Consider the following 17757-nt stretch of genomic DNA (forward strand, 5'->3'; position numbering starts at 1 on the left):
GTCATGACACCGGAATTTTCACCGGTCTTGTCATCCGGTCGTTTTTTGACCGGTCATCCTGTTGCTACAGCCTTGTTTTATAGGGGGTGGCTATGGCGCAAACAGGACAGGCATATTGAGACATAGAACGCTCAGATTGAATAGTGCGGCTAAATGCCTGCCGTAAATTGGTTTCTCCGTGTCGCTAAATTGAAGGCATGGAATATCCTGCCCTCAATTTGCAATATTACTTAAGTGTTCCGGTTTTTCAGGGTTTGAGCGGGTAGTCGATCATCGACGCATGGCCAGCCGATATCGTGCAGAATGTGCTCGGGCAAGGCCTCCAATGCCCTACGACTTTTTTTGATGCGTCGCTGGTATTTCCAGTTGGAATAAAATCCGCTGAATGTTGCTACGTTCGCCTTGAGCCAGCTTGGGATCAAAGACGAGCGTGACCCACATTCGTTTTGCAGTGCTTCACATTGAATGCTCATTTTCGTTCTCCAGACAAAATTGAGATCATGTGTTTGGGAGTGGCTTGATCTCTATGCCCAAAGCTTGCGACCATCTTGACGTTCAATCAAACGAAATATACAAAGCCATAAGATCAGAAAAATTGAACTAGCGAAAGCTATGGAGTTCATCATGACAGCGCCGGTTCAGCATCCAATGCCAATGCTCGATATTGATGTATTGCGCACATTCGCGGCTATCGCAGACACTGGCAGTTTTTCTGCCGCGGCCAATGTCGTGTTTCGCACGCCCTCTGCCGTCTCAATGCAAATTAAGAAGCTTGAAGAGCAAATAGGCGTTGTGGTGTTTGATCGTGACGCGCGGTCGGTGACATTGACGAGCGATGGTGAGATGCTTCTCGGCTATGCGCGGCGGTTGCTTGCCCTTAACCGCGAAGCTGTTGCGAAGTTTCTGGCGCCCACTATCACTGGCGTTGTTCGTTTGGGGTCGCCCGACGATATTGGCGAATGTGTTCTGCCGCTGGTGTTGAAGCGATTTGCCGAGACACATCCCGGCGTTACAGTCGATGTGGTGATAGATCAAAGTTCCAATCTTCGTAAGCGTTTAGACGAGCGGCGTCTGGACGTTACGCTCGTTAACCTTTCCCATACCGTACCGAGCAAGGGCGACATCGAAGTTCTGCTTGATGAGGAACTCGTTTGGGCGGGTGCGAAATGTGGAACGGCTTATCGGCGTGACCCGCTGCCACTCTCAATATGGGAAGAAGGCTGTGCATGGCGCGGCAATGCGCTGGAAGCACTCGAGAGTTCGGGGCGGCAGTATCGCATCGCCTATATGAGTTCGCACTCAACAGGTCAGCGTGCAGCAATCCAAGCGGATCTCGCGATTGCACCTTTTGGTAAGACCTTGCTTGGTGAAGGCATTGTCGCACTTGGTCCTGAGCATGGACTACCGGAATTGGGACGCTATCAGCTCGGAATGATTATTCGGCCCGATGCGCGGCAACATATTCAGGTTGTGGCGGATCATCTGCGCAATGTCTTTGAATCCTATCGCCGCAGTGGTCGCTTTGAAACGCTGCGTTCGGGTTGGGGTAGCGTTGCAGTTGCGTGCGGTTGATCTGCGCTCTTGTCGAGAATAAATCCTGCACTAAATGGCTAAAATGACAGCTGTAAGAACAGCTTCACCACCAGGATTCCGGGCAGGGCGGGCCGGTCGTTCGGGAGGTTTATTTGTTAGACTGTGACCTCAGTGGAGAGACCCTATGAAGCTATCTCGTATCGTTCCTGTTGCTATTGTCCTTTGCGCTTTCACGTTAGCTTCCTGTGCCAACACGGTTCGCGGTGTGGGGCGCGACGTAAAAGGCACTGCGCATGCTGTTCAAGAAACGGTTGAGTGAATCAAAAAGGTCCGGGTTTTCCCGGACCTTTTTTTATTTCTGCAAAAAATAGCTGACTGTCAGATGTTTGTCTGGGCGTGTTCGATAAACGACAGTTGTCGTGTTTACGCCGTTCTCTGGTATTGTGATTTTTGCTTGATTCATGAGGTTCGTTACGCGCTCATTTGGTGATGCACCCCCGAACCACATTATAAGCGCAGGCCTTTCAGCATTAAACGCTCCATTTGGTGTTTCCGGATGGATCACTTGAATGGACGGTTCAAAAATTCTGAAATTTCCGGCGATTTGCGCATTGTCGGTCAGGATTGTTTTGAAATCTCCGTCTTGACGCATTTCCTGATAAAGACTCTGGTAATCCAGCTGACCATATGGCGGATTGCCCGACCCATAGATGAGATAATACGCAAGTACCGGCGGTACGATCAGTGCGAAGACAATACTAACGGCTGAAAATTGTAATAGTGCGCGTGAGTGGCGACGGTATTCTGAAAATAGGCAGGCTATCACTGCTGGTGTGAGAAAAAGTACGGGTTGCAGCCAGCGATCTTTGATGTTGCTGACACCGGCTACTATCACTCCAAACAATACGATAATAATTCCCACAACGAGAATACGCCGCATGAATGTCTCACCCGCCGTAATCGGTTGGTTTGGTGACGTGCGTTTGGCAGAATGAATAAGTGATATGATGAAAGCTATACCGATCACCAGAACGGAAAAAAGAAATGTAGCTTCAATGAAGCTACCGACGCCGTGCAGTCGATCAAAAAATAAGTTACCGGTTGCACCAATCTGAAGCTTTTCTGAACGTGCAACAACACTTGCTTTATGCGCGATCATCCAATTAGCGGTTGGAGCAAAGCAGATAGCAAATGCACCCACCGTCAAAAAAGTTATCTTTGATAGTAGTACTTTTCTGTATTCTGCTACTGAAAGCCCGGTAACAATCAGCATTATTATAAATATAGATGCGTTAAATTTACCCAGTACAGCGGCAGCCATTGCAATGCCGAGGGCAACTGCGGCTAACATGCTTTTATCTCGCATGTACCAGGCGAAGGTGAGAAAAGCCCAGCCGCATCCTGCTGTCCCGGCAATAGAATGTGTTAGTGCTCTCTGAGATTCCCAGCCTATTTGCGGAACGAGAAATAGTCCCAGCATTGATGCCGAAGCGACAATTCGCGAGAAGCCTAAAAGTCGCATTGCGCCAAATACGCTTAAAAATAAGCTGGCGAGCATACTAAACTTGACGATTTGAAGCGTCAGCATTGATGTGCCCAGAACGGACGCGGCAATATTCGTTATCCAGGTATAGAGAGGCGGCTGTGAGCCGCCATACCCCCAATCGAGATAGCCTATATTTGCGAGTTGCTCTGCATCGTCCAAGCCTGCGCCGTTAGAGACGAATGTCACAAGGATAGCCTGAAAGGCAAAATAGCAAAGTACGAAGACAACCGCCATTGGGAAGCCAAAGAAGGATTTATCTGCGCTTTCCGCAGTTGTCGCTTTCAGGGTGGTCAAATTACTATTCCAAGATTTGATCGTACTCAAAAAAATACGATGCTTAATTCGCTTTTAACTGGCGCGTTCGTTTATTTCGCTCGGCGAAACGCTGCTCCAATAAAATATCTGTCACAGGATTATGGCTTGATTTCAATCTTATAACTAAAAACTGAAAGTATCATCACGGATAATTTATAAGCGGGAAAAAATAGCAAAAAACCGCGCTGCCTCGTCAGGTGCACGGTCTTGCCAAATACGCATGGCGCTTCCACCAAACAATACACAGGTGGAAGAGACTGAAGCTCCGGTACGCAGTACCAAATCCGGAGCCAGAGAAGAACTCAATCGTCTCTGGCCCCTTTTTAGCGCAACATCGTTACCGGACAGTTATCAGATACTTAAGCAAATCTAAACAACGGCAGTTTTTTGCTTTTTATAGAAGAATTTATCGAGTTTAGGCTTTTGCTGAACGTAAAAAATTGATGATGCCGGAAAAATCGTCTCCGCCGTGCCCTTCATTGTCAAAGCGCTTGTAAAGTTCTTCCGCATGAGCGCCCAGGGGGGTGGCCGCGCCTGCGCTTTTTGCAGCTTCTTGTGAAAGCTTGAGGTCTTTGAGCATGAGTGCTGCTGCAAATCCTGGCGTATAATCACGGTTTGCCGGGGATGTTGGCACTGGGCCGGGCACCGGGCAATAGGTGGTCAGCGACCAGCACTGACCTGATGAAGTTGAGGCCACATCAAATAGAGCCTGATGTGATAGGCCGAGTTTTTCTGCCAGCACAAAAGCTTCGCTGACGCCAATCATCGAAATGCCGAGAATCATATTGTTGCAGATTTTCGCAGCCTGTCCTGCACCATCGCCACCGCAATGCACAATCTTACCAGCCATTGGCTGAAGCAGCGGTTCAGCCTTGGCGAAAGCATTGTCGCTGCCACCTGCCATGAAAGTGAGGGTGCCAGCTGTTGCACCACCTGTGCCGCCTGAGACTGGCGCATCGACGGAGAGTTGCCCATGACTGGCTGCGATCTCGTGAGCTTTGCGTGCAGAATCCACATCAATGGTTGAGCTATCAATGAAAAGTGAGTCTTTACGAGCCTTAGGAGCGATGTCTTCATAAACAGAAAGAACATGTTTGCCCGCAGGCAACATGGTAATGATCGCATCGACATTGCTTGCTGCCTCTGCAGCGCTTGCCGCGATCTCAAGCCCATTGGCTTTAGCTTCTTCCAAATGAGCGGGCAGCAAATCAAAGCCTATGACTTTGTGCCCGGCCTTTACCAGATTGGCGGCCATCGGTCCGCCCATATTGCCGAGGCCGATAAAAGCGATAGTGGCCATGGTTTCCTCCTATTCAATAAATGTATCAGCGTCCGATCATCTGGCGCGCGATGATGACGCGCATGATCTCGTTGGTGCCTTCAAGAATCTGATGAACGCGCAGATCGCGGACCAGTTTCTCGATGCCGTAATCATGGAGATAGCCATAGCCACCCAGAAGCTGTAGCGCGTCATTGGCGACGTTAAAGCCTGTGTCGGTTACAAAGCGTTTGGCCATGGCAGACCATTTGCCGGCATCATGTGTTTTGCGGTCAAGCTTGCTCGCAGCAGTGTAAAGAAGCTGTCGTGATGCGGAGAGGTCTGTTTCCATATCGGCAAGGCGGAACTGCAAAGCCTGAAACTGATCGATTGTCTTGCCGAAAGCTTTGCGTTGTCCCGTGTAATCTATAGCTTTATTGAGTGCAGATTGTGCGCCACCGAGCGAGCAGGCGGCAATATTCAGTCGGCCACCGTCAAGACCTGCCATAGCTATTTTGAAGCCTGTGCCTTCTTCACCCAAACGATTAGCAACTGGCACGCGGCAATTGTCGAAAATTACCGTTCGTGTGGGCTGCATATTCCAGCCCATCTTGTGTTCGTTGGCGCCGAAAGATAGACCGGGCGCATCTTTTGGCACAATAAGCGTAGAAATTCCCTTGGGGCCGTCCTCGCCGGTACGTACCATTGTTACGTAAAGATCGGTCGCACCTGCACCGGAAATAAACTGCTTTGTTCCGTTGAGAATGTAATGATCGCCATCTCGCTCTGCACGCGTCCGTAGTGCAGCCGCATCCGAGCCTGAGCCAGGTTCGGTCAAGCAATAGCTTGCAAGCCAATCCATCGATGTGAGTTTGGGCAAAAATGTCTGGCGATGGTTCTCGTCGCCAAACGTATCGATCATCCATGCTGCCATATTGTGAATGGATATAAAGGCTGAAAAGGCAGGGCAAGCCTCGGCCAGTGCCTCAAATATCAGGACGGCATCAGAACGCTTAAGTGCTGATCCACCGACGTCGTCGTGAACATAAATTCCGCCCATACCAAGCGGTCCGGTTTGTTTAATCACCTCTATGGGGAAATGCTTGTCGCGATCCCATTGCAGCGCATGGGGCGCAACAAAATCAGTTGCAAAACCGCGTGCCATGTCCTGAATGGCTAATTGATCTTCATTGAGTTCAAACTGGCTCTGGTTGGCAGTATCCATGGTTTCCTCCCTATGAGCACCGCGCCTCCTGATGGGACTAGATCACAATGGCTCGTGGCTGCCAACGCTCCATTGGAATAATCTTGCTCACTTTTGTAATAAACTGATGCGCATTTTTGCATATAAGGTCGCTGGAACTGCTGGCGATTGCCAGTCGCATAAACTTGGGATAGGCAAGCGCGCATGACACGCGCAATCATGTTTCAGGGAACGGGTTCGGATGTCGGCAAAAGTGTTCTTGTTGCCGGTCTATGCCGCGTTGCCCGCAATCGCGGACTGATAGTTCGGCCATTCAAGCCGCAAAACATGTCTAATAATGCGGCCGTCAGCGATGACGGTGGCGAGATTGGACGGGCGCAATGGCTTCAAGCTCTGGCGTGTGGCGTTTCGTCATCGGTGCACATGAATCCGGTTTTGCTGAAACCACAGACCGATATGGGCAGTCAGGTCGTTGTTCAGGGAAAAGTGCGTGGTGAGGCGCGTGGCCGATATTATCAGCAGTTAAAACCGCAATTGATGGCGGCAGTTATGGAATCTTACGCCATCATTAGCGAAGGCGCTGATTTGGTGCTCATCGAAGGTGCGGGATCGCCTGCCGAAATCAATCTGCGCGCTGGCGATATTGCTAATATGGGCTTTGCTACACAGGCCAACGTGCCGGTGGTTCTGGTGGGCGATATTGACCGCGGTGGGGTAATTGCCTCGCTGGTCGGTACGCACACAATCCTGTCCGACGAGGACCGTGCAATGGTGCACGGCTTTTTGATCAATAAGTTTCGCGGCGATATTACGCTGTTTGATGACGGTCTGGAGGCGATAACGCGTTTTACCGGTTGGCGCTCCTTCGGTGTTGTGCCTTGGCTGAAAGCCGTGTCGCGCTTGCCTGCCGAAGATTCGGTTGTCTTGGAACGTGCTACGCGCGGCGATGCCAAAGCATTGAAAGTAGCGGTTCCGATGCTACCACGCATCGCAAATTTTGATGATCTCGATCCATTGAAGGCCGAAGATCAGGTGGAGGTTGTTATGGTTCCCCCTGGACAGCCTCTGCCGAACGATGCCGGTCTTGTAGTTATACCGGGAACCAAATCCACAATTGCTGACTTGATTGCCTTTCGTGAAAATGGTTGGGAGCGCGATTTGCACGCGCATGTGCGACGTGGGGGGCATGTGCTTGGGATATGCGGCGGGTTTCAGATGCTTGGAAACCGCATTAGTGATCCTCATGGCATTGAAGGGTCGGTGCGCGAGATTGATGGCTTGGGCTTACTTGATGTTGAGACAATCATGGAGCCAGAAAAAGTTGTTCGCAATGTTCAGGCTCAATCAATGCTTTATGATGTAGCCCTCGAGGGCTACGAAATACATATCGGTCGCACGCATGGCGCTGATGCGATACGCCCATTTTCAAAAATTGATGGTCATGACGACGGAGCCGTATCAATAAACGGCCGTGTCATGGGGACGTATCTGCATGGCGTTTTTTGTGCTGATGAGTTTAGGCGAAATGTCCTTTTTGCTCTCGGAGTGCGTAGCTCAGTTGAGCATTACAGAGAAAGTATAGAGGGCGCGCTGGATCAGCTCGCGAAAGGGTTGGAAGATTCTCTCGATATTGATGCAATTTTTTCAATTTGATAATTTATAATATTAAAGAATAATAAAATACAATTACTTTAAATAGATAGTAATATATAATTAAATACTTAATTATTTAAAAATGCATGAACAATATTTTGACTATATTAAATTCTAAAATTTTTTTTATTTATTTTTAGAGGTTGATCGTGCGTATTGCGTCTTATTTTGGCGCTGACTATGAACGTTATTCTCTCCGCTTGGAGAAGAATTTTTTATATTTTTTTATTCTGGTCAGCGGTTTTTTTATTGTGTTTCCTCAGGTGGATATTGATGTGTCTCGATATTTTTATCGTGCTGGCGATTTCGTTATCTCTCAACATCCCTATTGGGTCGCTTTGAGAGATTATCACAGGCTCAGTCAGTTCTATATTATTGGTCTGCTGCTGATGTTGCTTGTAGTCTATGCAATATCGCAACGCCCCTTAAACGCTATATCTCCACATAAAATTGTCTATGCTGTTTTAACTTTTGCCTTTGGTCCTGGCGTGTTGGTGCAGACACTGAAGTTTATTATTGGTCGTGCACGTCCAAGACATCTGATGGAATTTGGTGGAACGGCCGATTTTACCCCAGCTTGGCAGTTTGCGAACGCTTGTCGTCACAGTTGTTCGTTTCCATCAGGTGAGTCGGCAGCGGCAGCTGCAATGCTTTCATTGCTCATTCTCGTGCCACGGCCTTATCGTGTTTGGGCAGCAGGGGTTCTCGTCCCTTTACTTGTTTCCATTTCGCTCAACCGTGTTTTTATGGGGGCACACTTTTTGTCTGATGTCGTTATTGCATGGGTTTTGATAATTGGATTGATGATATGGCTGTGGCCTCGAGTTGCTCGCAACGCCGATACCATTGACGATTGGGTTCGACAAAAAGGCTCAGGGCTGCGTAAGCGCCTTTATAAGTAGATTGATTGACGCCGCATTGGTGAAAGCCTAGTGTCGATCTACACAACAGGTTTTGCCGGGACGAATCCCGGCGATACCAAAAGGGAATGCGACGGACGGACCCAATCCGGGCGTCTTTATCGCAGCCGACCCCGCGACTGTAGAGCGGAGAGGGATGAGGCAAGCCGGTTAACCGGCAGCCACTGGAAACACAACGTTTCTGGGAAGGCGCTCCAAACCCTACGACCCGTGAGCCAGGAGACCTGCCTGTAGTGTGAAGGGCATTTTGTCCGCACCCCATGGGAGGTTTTCCCTGCTGCCTACACGGAGGTTGTCATGGCTGCGCGTACCCAAAATTCTATTCCCAATACTATAGCTATGCCGCTTGCAACGCGTCTTGCGACAGCTGTCGTTTCGCTGCTTCTTGGCGCGTTTCTGATATACGGCGTGGGTCTCGCCCATTCGGATACGCTGCACGATTCAGCGCACGATACGCGTCATTCATACGGGTTTCCCTGCCACTAAGCCGATTAGCTTTTTGAAACAGGAAATGAGCAACGCTTGATGGTGGACGGCCATCGGCGAATAATTGCTGTTGAGGGAATAAAATGTTGATCCGTTATCTTTTGGCCACGCTTGTTGCTGGTCTTCTTGCCGGGCTCCTCGTGACGCCTGCTATGTATTTGAAAACCGTTCCGCTGATTATTCAGGCGGAAACCTATGAAGACGCTGGCGGCGGTCATAGCCATGGCGAAGCCGAAGCGTCTGCACCGCACGACCATGCCGCAGCTGCGGCGAGTGAAGGCGAAGAAGAGGAGGGCGCTGAACTTCCGTTTGGTCGCCTTGGCAACACATTGCTTGCCAACCTCGTAGCCGGTGCAGGCTTTGCTTTGCTTTTGGGTGGTATTGCTTTGCTGCTTGGTCGTCGGATCACACCGCAGAACGGTATCCTTTGGGGGATGGCAGGTTTCTTTGCGGTCGCCTTCCTGCCCGCTCTGGGACTTTCGCCGGAACTGCCTGCCATGCCTGCGGCCGACCTCGCACAGCGTCAGCTTTGGTGGATTTCGACCGTCGTCTTGAGTGGCGTCGGCATTTATCTACTGGTTTTGCGTGGCGAGATTATTTCCAAAATCCTGGGACTTGTGCTGATTATCGCACCGCATCTCTATGGCGCGCCGCACCCTGAAGATATTGCATCGCCAATCCCGTCACTGCTTGCTTCGCAATATGCCGTCGCATCGCTTGCAACAAACCTGTTCATGTGGGCTGTCATTGGGCTTGCGCTGGGCTGGTTCATTCAGGCTTATGCGAAGTCAGATATTGAAGGCTGATAGATATGGCTCTGCTCCGAAATGAAAATGCAAAAACCACGTTCGTTCTTGGCGGAGCCCGGTCTGGTAAGTCGTCTTATGCGGAAAAACTGGTTGAAGGGACAGGCCTTCAACCAGTCTATCTCGCGACGGGACGTGCATTCGACACGGAAATGGAGAGCCGCATCTCCATTCATCGCAACAGTCGCGGGGACGAATGGCAGACGGTTGAAGAACCGCTCGACCTTGTGGGGGCACTTCAAAAACACGCGGGACATGACCGTTTCGTGCTTGTCGATTGTCTGACGCTCTGGATCACCAATCTGATGATGGCAGAGCGGGATATTGCTGCTGAAACCGAGACGCTGGTTACAGCATTGCCTCAGCTTTCAGGTCAGGTTGTTTTTGTTTCCAACGAGGTCGGCTTGAGTATTGTGCCGGAAAATCGCATGGCGCGTGAATTTCGCGATCATGCCGGTTTTCTGCATCAGGCCGTGGCGTCGGTGGCGGATGAAGTTTATTTCATAGCGGCAGGATTGCCGCTCAAAATGAAGGGTTAATTTGATGCAGGGACAAAAGATTCCAGCGACCGTGATCACCGGATTTCTTGGTTCGGGTAAAACAACGCTTATTCGCAATCTGCTGGAAAACGCCAATGGCAAGCGCATTGCGCTCATTATCAATGAGTTTGGCGATCTCGGTGTCGATGGCGGAATTCTTAAAGGTTGCGGTATCGAAAGCTGCCGTGAAGAAGATATTATTGAACTGAACAATGGCTGCATCTGCTGCACCGTTGCTGATGATTTCATTCCGACCATGACCAAGCTTCTTGATCGTGCGGATCGTCCTGATCACATCGTGATTGAGACTTCGGGTCTGGCGCTGCCGCAGCCGCTGGTTGCTGCTTTCAACTGGCCCGAAATCAAAACGCAGGTGACGGTCGACGGCGTGGTGACTGTGATCGATGCTGCCGCTGTTGCTGAAGGCCGTTTTGCGGACGATCACGACAAGGTGGATGCACAGCGCGCAGCGGACGATTCTCTTGATCATGAAAGCCCTTTAGAGGAACTTTTTGAGGATCAGATACATGCGGCTGACCTCATTGTTCTCAACAAGGCCGACCTCATTGATCCGTCGAAACTTGATAGCGTGAAGGCCGATGTGGCGGAACGTTCAACACGTCGCGTCAACATGGTGCCAGCAAGCTTCGGCAAGATTGGTGCGGACGTACTGCTCGGCCTCGGCGTTGGTACGGAAGACGATATCGCCAACCGCAAATCGCATCATGAAATCCATCATGCTGATGGTCATGAGCATGATCACGACGAGTTTGAAAGCTTTGTGGTTGAAGCAGGTTCGGTTGTTGATCCAAAGGCATTTACCGAAAAGCTCAAGGGCATAATTGCGGAACATGATGTTCTGCGTCTCAAAGGCTTTGTCGATGTGCCGGGCAAGCCGATGCGTCTGGTTGTGCAGGCTGTTGGTCCGCGTATTGAGCACTATTTCGATCGCCCGTGGGGCAAGGATGAACTGCGCAATACGCGTCTTGTCGTCATTGGCCTGCATGAGATCGATGAACAGGCTATCACCAAAGCCGTGAAAGACGCTGTTACTTCGTGAGGAACAATTGTGAAGTGACTAAACATCGCGCTTGCGTCGCTTTTCTGAGCATAATCTGTTCCGAAAACCGGTTCCCACTTTTCGGGATTATGCTCTGATGCACTTATTACTTGCCCAGAAAGGAACGATCAGCGATGGCAATGAGGCTGTCGACCTCGGCCAGACGCCGGGCGATATATTGTTCCTTTCCGCTGCCGATACGGAGCTGGCAAGCCTTGCTCAAGCACATAAGCTTGGGCAAAGCGGGCCAAGTCTCCGGCTCGCTAATTTTCTAAGCCTCACACATCCCATGTCAGTCGACGCTTATATCGAGCGCACGGCACAACATTCGAAACTTATTGTTGTGCGGATTATTGGTGGCGAGACCTATTGGCCTTATGGGCTTGAGGCGCTTCATGCCTGTGCGGTTTCGCACGGCATCAAGATCGCCGTGCTGCCGGGTGATGATAAGCCAGATTACGGACTTGAACGGTTCTCAACCGTTTCATCGCAGGAGCGGGATGCTCTCTGGCAATATCTGATTGAGGGCGGGGCCGCCAATACGTCCCGATTTCTCGATTATTGTTGCGCACTGATTGATGAAAGCGAAAAGCCGGAGGAGGCTGCACCGCTTCTGAAAGCTGGGCTGTGGTGGCCAGATATGGCCACGCCTTCGCTCGATCTCATCCGCCGACAATGGAAAGACGCCGAAGCGCCTGCTGCGGCAATCATTTTTTATCGTGCGCTGGTTCAAAGCGGACAGACACAGCCGGTCGAAGCACTGATCAATGCGTTGCTGGCCAAGGGCCTCAACCCTGTTCCGATCTTTGTTTCCAGCCTTAAGGACCGGCTTTCTGCTGCAGTTGTCGATGGCCTGTTTGAAGATTGTCAGCCGGATATTGTGCTCAATGCAACCGGCTTTGCAATTTCTTCGCCGGGTGCTGAGCGTAAGCCGACCGTGCTGGATAAGCGCGGCAATATGGTTCTGCAGGTGATCTTTTCCGGTACGCCAAAAGCAACATGGCAAGCATCTCAGCAGGGTTTGCTGGCGCGTGATCTTGCAATGAATGTGGCGCTGCCGGAAATTGATGGGCGTGTGCTGTCGCGTGCGGTGTCGTTTAAATCGGCAAAGCAATTTGATAGCACTGTTGAAGCTAATATTGTCACCCATGAGCCGGATGCCGGACGTGTGGCTTTTGTCGCGCGATTGGCGGCAAATTGGGTGTGGCTCAAGCGAAAAAAGCCGGAAGAGCGACGCGTTGCGCTGATCCTTGCCAATTATCCGAATCGCGATGGCAGGCTGGGCAATGGCGTTGGGCTTGATACGCCTGCGGGAACGGTGGAAGTGCTGCGCGCTATGGCGAGCGAGGGCTATCAGGTGGGTGATGTGCCGGCCAATAGTGATGCCTTTATGCAGCTTTTAATGGCTGGTCCGACCAATGCTGCACGTGATGGACGAGTCATCCGCGAGGTCATTTCTCTGAGTCAATACAGGGCTTTCTTTGCAAAGCTTCCGAATGTGATTCAGAATGAAATTGAGACCCGCTGGGGTGGCCCAGAGAATGATCCATTCTATGATAGCGAGCTTGAAGGTTTTGCGCTGCCGCTGATGAAACTTGGCGAAACCATTGCCGGTATTCAGCCTGCACGTGGTTATAATATCGATCCAAAAGAGACCTATCACTCCCCTGATCTTGTGCCGCCGCATGGCTATATCGCGTTCTACGCTTATTTGCGCGACGTGGCGAAGATCGATGCCATCGTGCATGTGGGCAAGCATGGCAATCTGGAATGGCTGCCCGGTAAGGCGCTGGCTTTGTCGGAAAACTGTTATCCTGAAGCGGTCTTTGGCCCCACGCCGCATGTCTATCCGTTCATTGTCAATGATCCGGGTGAAGGCACGCAAGCCAAACGTCGCGCGGGTGCCGTGATCATCGATCATCTGACCCCACCGTTAACGCGCGCCGAAAGCTATGGTCCGCTTAAAGATCTGGAAGCGCTGGTTGATGAATATTACGAGGCATCGGGCGTTGATCCGCGCCGTCTGTTGCGACTGAAGGCGCAGATTCTTGATCTGGTACGCGACATTGGTCTCGACCGCGATGCGGGTATTCATGACCATGACGATGAAGATATGGCGCTGCAAAAGCTTGATGCCTATCTCTGCGATCTCAAGGAAATGCAGATCCGCGATGGGCTGCATATTTTTGGTCTCGCCCCTGAAGGGCGTTTATTGACCGATTTGCTGGTTGCTCTGGCGCGCGTGCCGCGCGGCATTCCTGTTTCGCTGGGTGGCTTGCTGGGCGAACAGAGCTTGCAGCGGGCTATCGCAAAAGACGCAGGTCTTGGCGAAGAATTTGATCCGCTCGATTGTGCTATGGCTGATCCGTGGACCGGGCCGAAGCCTGAGTTGTTGGCGGCGGCAAGTCCTGCAAGCTGGCGTATTAAAGGTGATACGGTTGAACGTATCGAATTGCTTGCCGCGCAGTTTGTGGATGGTGAAGTTGACTGCCCGGCAAATTGGGCACAGACCAATGCCGTGCTGCAGTCGATCAATGAACATTTGCGCCCGATGGTGACATCGTGTGGGCCATCAGAGATTGAAGGCTTTCTCTCCGCTATTTCAGGACGGTTCGTGCCGCCGGGACCCTCCGGTGCGCCAACGCGCGGGCGACCAGATGTTTTGCCGACCGGACGCAACTTCTATTCCACCGATAGCCGTGCCGTGCCGACGCCAGCGGCATGGGAGCTTGGTCGCAAATCAGCTGAACTGTTGATTACGCGTTATACGCAGGATCATGGCGAGTGGCCGACTTCGTTTGGTTTGACCGCATGGGGAACCTCCAACATGCGCACGGGTGGCGATGATATTGCGCAGGCCTTGGCGTTAATTGGCGTGAAGCCGGTCTGGGATATGGCGTCGCGGCGTGTCACTGGCTACGAGATCGTGCCGATTGCCAAGCTTGGTCGCCCGCGCGTTGATGTGACTTTGCGCATTTCGGGCTTTTTCCGTGATGCATTTCCTGAACAGATAGCGCTGTTTGATAAAGCAGTACGCGCTGTAGGCGCACTTGATGAAGAGGCGGAGGACAATCCGATCGCTAGCCGCATCAAGGCTGAACAAGCGCGGCTTATCGAAACGGGTGTAGATGCGAAGACTGCCGAACGCCGCGCGGGCTATCGTGTGTTTGGATCAAAGCCGGGTTCGTATGGTGCTGGCTTGCAGGCGCTGATTGATGAAAATGGCTGGGCTGATCGCAAAGATCTCGCCGAAGCCTGGCTCGTCTGGGGTGGCTATGCCTATGGCGCTGGTGAAGAGGGGCAGGCGGAACGCGGTCTTCTCGAAGAACGGCTCCGCTCTGTGCAGGCGGTTGTGCAAAATCAGGATAACCGCGAGCATGATCTGCTCGACAGTGATGATTATTATCAGTTTGAAGGTGGCATGGCCGCGACGGTTGAAAATCTGACTGGTGCGATGCCGACTGTTTACCACAATGATCATTCAAAGCCTGAGAAGCCGGTGATCCGCACGCTCGAAGAAGAACTTGCGCGCGTCGTGCGTGGACGTGCGGCGAACCCTAAGTGGATCGCGGGCGTGATGCGCCACGGCTATAAGGGTGCTGCGGAAATTGCAGCCACTGTCGATTATCTTTTCGCTTTCGCGGCTACGACCGGCAAAGTTGGCAACCATCACTTCGAGGCTGTTTATCAGGCTTATATCGCTGACAGAGCCGTGCATGATTTCATGCTTGATAAGAACCCGGCTGCTCTGAGTGAGACCGCTTCAAAGCTCAATGACGCAATAGAGCGTGGCTTCTGGGTGCCGCGTTCTAACTCAGCACGGTTTGAGCTGGAAAATCTTATGGAGTATCGCACGAAAACGGCGATGTGACGTGCCACTCTTTGTTTGCAAGCAAAGTCTGATGTGGAAGATCTGCCATCTTCACCTGACCTTGCTAAACTTAAAAAAATGATTCCGGAAAGGGCATTAAATGGCTGAGAAATCTGCGAAACTTCTTTCGATGACGGAAGAGGAATTGAATGCCCGTCATGCGGATAAGATGCGCAAGAAGAAAGCAGCGCGCGACAAAATTCAGGCGACCAAGACTGATGAAAAAGGTCTTGTGATTGTCCACACCGGCAAGGGCAAGGGTAAGTCGAGCGCAGGCTTCGGCATGGTTTTTCGCGCGCTTGGCCATGGCATGAAAATTGGTGTTGTGCAGTTTGTTAAAGGCTCGTGGGATACTGGCGAGCGCTGGGTTCTGGAGAAATTTCCGGAGCAGGTGACAATCTCCGCACTTGGCGAAGGCTTTACATGGGAAACGCAGGATCGTGCCCGCGATATCGCCATGGCACGCGATGCGTGGGAGCAGGCGAAGGCGCTTATTCTTGATGAGAGCTATGACATGGTTCTATGCGATGAACTCAACATCGTGCTGCGCTATGATTATCTGCCGGTTGAGGAAATCATCGAAGTGCTTGCAGCCAAGCCCGAGATGAAGCACGTCATCATCACTGGCCGCAATGCCAAGGATGAGCTGATTGAGTTTGCTGATCTTGTCACCGAGATGGAAATGATCAAGCATCCGTTCCGTTCTGGCGTAAAAGCACAAAAAGGTATTGAATTTTAATGGCGGATAGCTGGCAATTCTGGGCGTTGATGTCGGCGATTTTCGCAGCGCTGACCGCGGTATTCGCCAAGGTCGGAATTCAGGGCATCAATTCAGATTTTGCTACGCTGGTTCGTACGCTGGTGATTATAGGTGCTTTGTGTCTGTTTTTGACTGTAACAGGCCAATGGCAAAAGCCGGGCGAGATTTCAGGCAAGTCGTGGGTGTTTCTCGTGCTTTCCGGCCTTGCAACCGGCGCGTCATGGCTTGCCTATTTTCGGGCGCTGCAAATTGGTGACGCGTCACGCGTCGCCCCTGTCGATAAATTGTCGGTCGTATTGGTTGCGCTGTTTGGTGCAGCATTTCTTGGCGAACGCATGTCGACGATCAACTGGCTAGGCATTGCTTTGATCGGTTGCGGTGTCGTGTTGGTAGCGCTTCGGGTTTAAAATCCGAGCATCTGGCGGATAGGATTGCTCGGCTCCATGAGAAGACGCATGGCAAGTGCAAGGCTCACGACGATCAGCAATGGCTTGATGATGCGTGAGCCAACCTTCATCGCAAGGCTTGCGCCAATCTGAGCGCCGATAAACTGTGCAATACCCATGCAGATGCCGATTTTCCAGTTGATCACACCGATAAGAGCAAAGGTGGCAAAGCCACCGACGTTCGATGCGCAATTGAGCAGCTTGGTATGGGCAGTGGCTTTGAGTACGCCAAAGCCTGCAAGCGCCACGAATGCGATCATGAAAAATGATCCTGTGCCGGGTCCAAACAAGCCGTCATAAAAGCCGATCAGTGGAATAATCGTCATTCCGAAGAGGAATGGTCCAATACGACGCGTACGATCCAGATCGCCGAGGCTGGGTTTGAGCGCAAAGTAAACGGCGATTGCAATCAGCAAAATTGGAAGTGCTGCCCGCATGATGTCGACAGGAAGAACGGTTGCGAGAAATGCACCGAGAACCGACCCAACAAGTGACGCAATTGCTTCTGGCCATTGTTCACGGATGTTCACATGACCTTTGCGTGCATAGGCGATGGTTGCGGAGGATGAGCCAAACAGTCCCTGTAGCTTGTTGGTGCCCAATGCTTCGACAGGCGGAATTCCGGCTAGGAGTAGCGCGGGAATCGTGATCATGCCGCCGCCGCCCGCGATAGAATCGATAATGCCCGCAATAAAAGCGGCCATGGTTAGCAGAAGCGTCAACGTATCGAAGAATTCAAGCATGGGTGGGTCCGGAAAAAGTTGATGCAACATAGAGCAGACAATCTCGTTGCGCCAGACAAGTTATGTGCGGAACCAACTGGTACTTGCGTTGTTTTTTTGTTCAGGCATCATTACTGATAAACGTCAGGTTGGTCACAGGAGAAAGTCCCCCATGAGCGAAAGCATTTTCGAACGCATTACTGCGTTTCTCAGCAAAAAGAGTGCTGTGCAGCGCGTTGCCGAAGATCCGGCGCTCGCTTCGGAACTGCTTCTTCTGCTTCATGTCGTTTTTGCCGATGGTGATCGTCATCCGGCAGAAATCGCAGCTTTCAGACAGATCGTTTCCGAGAATTTTGGAATTTCGGCTGAAGAGTTGCCGGAAGTGACCGAATATCTCAAAGACTTCGGCTATGAAACGACAACGAAACAGGCAGCTTCCATGCTGGCTGAAATGGCGCCGGAACGCCGTGCGTCGTTGTTGCGTGATCTTGTTCGTGTTGCGCGTGCCGATAATCATGTCGATCAGTCGGAAACTGCGATGATCAAGCGTATTGCAGATATTCTTGGTGTTACATCGGAAGACATCAGAGAAGCGCAGCAACCGGCTCCACGTGCCGTCTAACGGAAATCTTATTGCT

Annotated in this window: 16 protein-coding genes and 1 riboswitch; of the genes, 12 read left to right on the plus strand and 4 right to left on the minus strand. The window is 51.4% G+C overall.

Annotation, left to right across the window (positions count from 1 at the left end; translation table 11 throughout):
* Window positions 1–624 precede the first annotated feature (624 nt).
* On the plus strand, window positions 625–1572 hold the full coding sequence (locus WH356_RS19330) for a LysR substrate-binding domain-containing protein (protein ID WP_339513723.1): 948 nt from the start codon (window positions 625–627) through the stop codon (window positions 1570–1572).
* 145 nt (window positions 1573–1717) lie between these two features.
* Window positions 1718–1852 carry an entericidin A/B family lipoprotein gene (locus WH356_RS19335; protein ID WP_007875604.1) on the plus strand — a complete coding sequence of 45 codons (135 nt, stop codon included), beginning with the start codon at window positions 1718–1720 and terminating at the stop codon, window positions 1850–1852.
* A gap of 33 nt (window positions 1853–1885) precedes the next feature.
* Here WH356_RS19335 and WH356_RS19340 read toward each other — a convergent pair whose 3' ends face one another.
* The 3 genes from WH356_RS19340 to WH356_RS19350 form a co-directional block, all read right to left on the minus strand.
* Window positions 1886–3373 (minus strand): ArnT family glycosyltransferase, encoded by a 1488-nt coding sequence (locus WH356_RS19340; protein ID WP_339513725.1) that lies wholly within the window; start codon window positions 3371–3373, stop codon window positions 1886–1888.
* 436 nt (window positions 3374–3809) lie between these two features.
* Complete coding sequence (mmsB, locus tag WH356_RS19345) at window positions 3810–4694, minus strand: 3-hydroxyisobutyrate dehydrogenase (RefSeq protein WP_339513727.1); 885 nt, start codon at window positions 4692–4694, stop codon at window positions 3810–3812.
* Between the two features lie 25 nt (window positions 4695–4719).
* The gene (locus WH356_RS19350) at window positions 4720–5877 is read right to left on the minus strand and encodes an isobutyryl-CoA dehydrogenase (protein WP_339513729.1); all 1158 of its coding nucleotides are present in this window, start codon (window positions 5875–5877) and stop codon (window positions 4720–4722) included.
* Between the two features lie 183 nt (window positions 5878–6060).
* Between WH356_RS19350 and WH356_RS19355 the strand changes: the two genes are divergently transcribed.
* The 9 genes from WH356_RS19355 (at window position 6061) to WH356_RS19395 (ending at window position 16358) form a co-directional block, all read left to right on the plus strand.
* Window positions 6061–7509, plus strand: coding sequence for a cobyric acid synthase (locus WH356_RS19355; protein ID WP_339513731.1), 1449 nt, complete (start codon window positions 6061–6063; stop codon window positions 7507–7509).
* A 149-nt stretch (window positions 7510–7658) separates the two neighbouring features.
* Complete coding sequence (locus WH356_RS19360; RefSeq protein WP_339513733.1) at window positions 7659–8411, plus strand: phosphatase PAP2 family protein; 753 nt, start codon at window positions 7659–7661, stop codon at window positions 8409–8411.
* A gap of 30 nt (window positions 8412–8441) precedes the next feature.
* A riboswitch (cobalamin riboswitch) is annotated at window positions 8442–8675 on the plus strand.
* 51 nt (window positions 8676–8726) lie between these two features.
* Window positions 8727–8915, plus strand: coding sequence for a CbtB domain-containing protein (locus WH356_RS19365; protein ID WP_339513735.1), 189 nt, complete (start codon window positions 8727–8729; stop codon window positions 8913–8915).
* Between the two features lie 83 nt (window positions 8916–8998).
* Window positions 8999–9721 (plus strand): CbtA family protein, encoded by a 723-nt coding sequence (locus WH356_RS19370; RefSeq protein WP_339513737.1) that lies wholly within the window; start codon window positions 8999–9001, stop codon window positions 9719–9721.
* 5 nt (window positions 9722–9726) lie between these two features.
* Complete coding sequence (gene cobU, locus WH356_RS19375; RefSeq protein WP_339513738.1) at window positions 9727–10260, plus strand: bifunctional adenosylcobinamide kinase/adenosylcobinamide-phosphate guanylyltransferase; 534 nt, start codon at window positions 9727–9729, stop codon at window positions 10258–10260.
* A gap of 4 nt (window positions 10261–10264) precedes the next feature.
* On the plus strand, window positions 10265–11320 hold the full coding sequence (gene cobW / locus WH356_RS19380) for a cobalamin biosynthesis protein CobW (RefSeq protein WP_339513740.1): 1056 nt from the start codon (window positions 10265–10267) through the stop codon (window positions 11318–11320).
* Window positions 11321–11417: 97 nt separating this feature from the next.
* On the plus strand, window positions 11418–15191 hold the full coding sequence (gene cobN, locus WH356_RS19385) for a cobaltochelatase subunit CobN (RefSeq protein WP_339513741.1): 3774 nt from the start codon (window positions 11418–11420) through the stop codon (window positions 15189–15191).
* A gap of 100 nt (window positions 15192–15291) precedes the next feature.
* Window positions 15292–15930, plus strand: coding sequence for a cob(I)yrinic acid a,c-diamide adenosyltransferase (cobO, locus tag WH356_RS19390; protein ID WP_064320764.1), 639 nt, complete (start codon window positions 15292–15294; stop codon window positions 15928–15930).
* Window positions 15930–16358, plus strand: coding sequence for an EamA family transporter (locus WH356_RS19395; protein ID WP_339513743.1), 429 nt, complete (start codon window positions 15930–15932; stop codon window positions 16356–16358). Before cobO ends, WH356_RS19395 begins: the two co-directional genes overlap by 1 nt.
* Here the strand turns inward: WH356_RS19395 and WH356_RS19400 are convergent.
* A complete protein-coding gene (locus tag WH356_RS19400) occupies window positions 16355–17140 on the minus strand; it encodes a TSUP family transporter (RefSeq protein ID WP_339513745.1) in 786 nt (261 codons plus the stop codon). The two genes, WH356_RS19395 and WH356_RS19400, sit on opposite strands and share 4 nt — an antisense overlap.
* A gap of 151 nt (window positions 17141–17291) precedes the next feature.
* On the opposite strand from WH356_RS19400, the gene WH356_RS19405 reads away from it, so the two are divergent.
* The gene (locus WH356_RS19405; protein WP_339513747.1) at window positions 17292–17741 is read left to right on the plus strand and encodes a tellurite resistance TerB family protein; all 450 of its coding nucleotides are present in this window, start codon (window positions 17292–17294) and stop codon (window positions 17739–17741) included.
* Window positions 17742–17757: the final 16 nt, after the last annotated feature.

Source organism: Ochrobactrum sp. MYb379, from assembly GCF_037479515.1.
In the GTDB taxonomy this organism is placed as follows: Bacteria; Pseudomonadota; Alphaproteobacteria; order Rhizobiales; family Rhizobiaceae; genus Brucella.

What these genes read in the sequence shown, in the direction of transcription:
- WH356_RS19330 (WP_339513723.1), top strand. Translation starts at nt 625, where the DNA reads ATGACAGCGCCGGTTCAGCATCCAATGCCAATGCTCGATATTGATGTA.
- WH356_RS19335 (WP_007875604.1), top strand. Translation starts at nt 1,718, where the DNA reads ATGAAGCTATCTCGTATCGTTCCTGTTGCTATTGTCCTTTGCGCTTTC.
- mmsB (WP_339513727.1), bottom strand. Translation starts at nt 4,694, where the DNA reads ATGGCCACTATCGCTTTTATCGGCCTCGGCAATATGGGCGGACCGATG.
- WH356_RS19350 (WP_339513729.1), bottom strand. Translation starts at nt 5,877, where the DNA reads ATGGATACTGCCAACCAGAGCCAGTTTGAACTCAATGAAGATCAATTA.
- WH356_RS19355 (WP_339513731.1), top strand. Translation starts at nt 6,061, where the DNA reads ATGACACGCGCAATCATGTTTCAGGGAACGGGTTCGGATGTCGGCAAA.
- WH356_RS19365 (WP_339513735.1), top strand. Translation starts at nt 8,727, where the DNA reads ATGGCTGCGCGTACCCAAAATTCTATTCCCAATACTATAGCTATGCCG.
- WH356_RS19370 (WP_339513737.1), top strand. Translation starts at nt 8,999, where the DNA reads ATGTTGATCCGTTATCTTTTGGCCACGCTTGTTGCTGGTCTTCTTGCC.
- cobU (WP_339513738.1), top strand. Translation starts at nt 9,727, where the DNA reads ATGGCTCTGCTCCGAAATGAAAATGCAAAAACCACGTTCGTTCTTGGC.
- cobW (WP_339513740.1), top strand. Translation starts at nt 10,265, where the DNA reads ATGCAGGGACAAAAGATTCCAGCGACCGTGATCACCGGATTTCTTGGT.
- cobN (WP_339513741.1), top strand. Translation starts at nt 11,418, where the DNA reads ATGCACTTATTACTTGCCCAGAAAGGAACGATCAGCGATGGCAATGAG.
- cobO (WP_064320764.1), top strand. Translation starts at nt 15,292, where the DNA reads ATGGCTGAGAAATCTGCGAAACTTCTTTCGATGACGGAAGAGGAATTG.
- WH356_RS19395 (WP_339513743.1), top strand. Translation starts at nt 15,930, where the DNA reads ATGGCGGATAGCTGGCAATTCTGGGCGTTGATGTCGGCGATTTTCGCA.
- WH356_RS19400 (WP_339513745.1), bottom strand. Translation starts at nt 17,140, where the DNA reads ATGCTTGAATTCTTCGATACGTTGACGCTTCTGCTAACCATGGCCGCT.
- WH356_RS19405 (WP_339513747.1), top strand. Translation starts at nt 17,292, where the DNA reads ATGAGCGAAAGCATTTTCGAACGCATTACTGCGTTTCTCAGCAAAAAG.